Source organism: Brevibacillus sp. YAE8 (genome assembly GCF_057543335.1).
The window spans coordinates 1-525 of record NZ_BAAIYG010000173.1 but is presented as its reverse complement, the minus strand read 5'-3'; the positions used below and the strand labels follow the sequence as shown (position 1 = coordinate 525).

Genomic DNA, 525 nt, shown 5'->3' with positions numbered 1-525 from the left:
GATTAAACCGCGGAACCTGATTTCATGAAATCGGCGGGTTCTGCGCAGGACGGCTTCTATTTTGGCAAGCAGCACTTTTTCGCTGAACGGCTTTGTTAAATAATCGTCTGCACCGCAGTTCAGGCCTCGTACAATATCATCCTGCCCGTTTTTTGCCGTCAGCATGATAACCGGAATGCTTGTCAATCTTCGGATCTCTTTGCAAACCGTCCATCCGTCCATTTCAGGCATCATGATATCGAGGATGACAAGATCGAAATTGCGCATTTTTATTAAGTCCAGGGCTTCTTTTCCGGTGGCGGCTTTTGTGCACGAATAATGCTCTAAATAAAGCTCCAGCAGATCGAGCATCCGGTTTTCATCATCGACAAGCAGCACGTTCAATGTCTAGCACCTCTTTAGTCAAAATATAAGTCCGCTATTTTAAAAATATACCCTATAAGGGTATATTGATCAAGGCGGAACGAACTGAATCACCTCTTTGACAAGAAGTATAAAAACCAGACTGCATGGTTTTGTTCGTCA

At 44.0% G+C, this 525-nt stretch carries 1 protein-coding gene; it reads right to left on the bottom strand.

The window, feature by feature from the left end; translation table 11 throughout:
- The coding region (locus AC27IT_RS28220; RefSeq protein ID WP_487092323.1) for a response regulator transcription factor at positions 1-384 on the bottom strand (384 nt) is incomplete at its 3' end.
- Between the last annotated feature and the right edge of the window lie 141 nt (positions 385-525).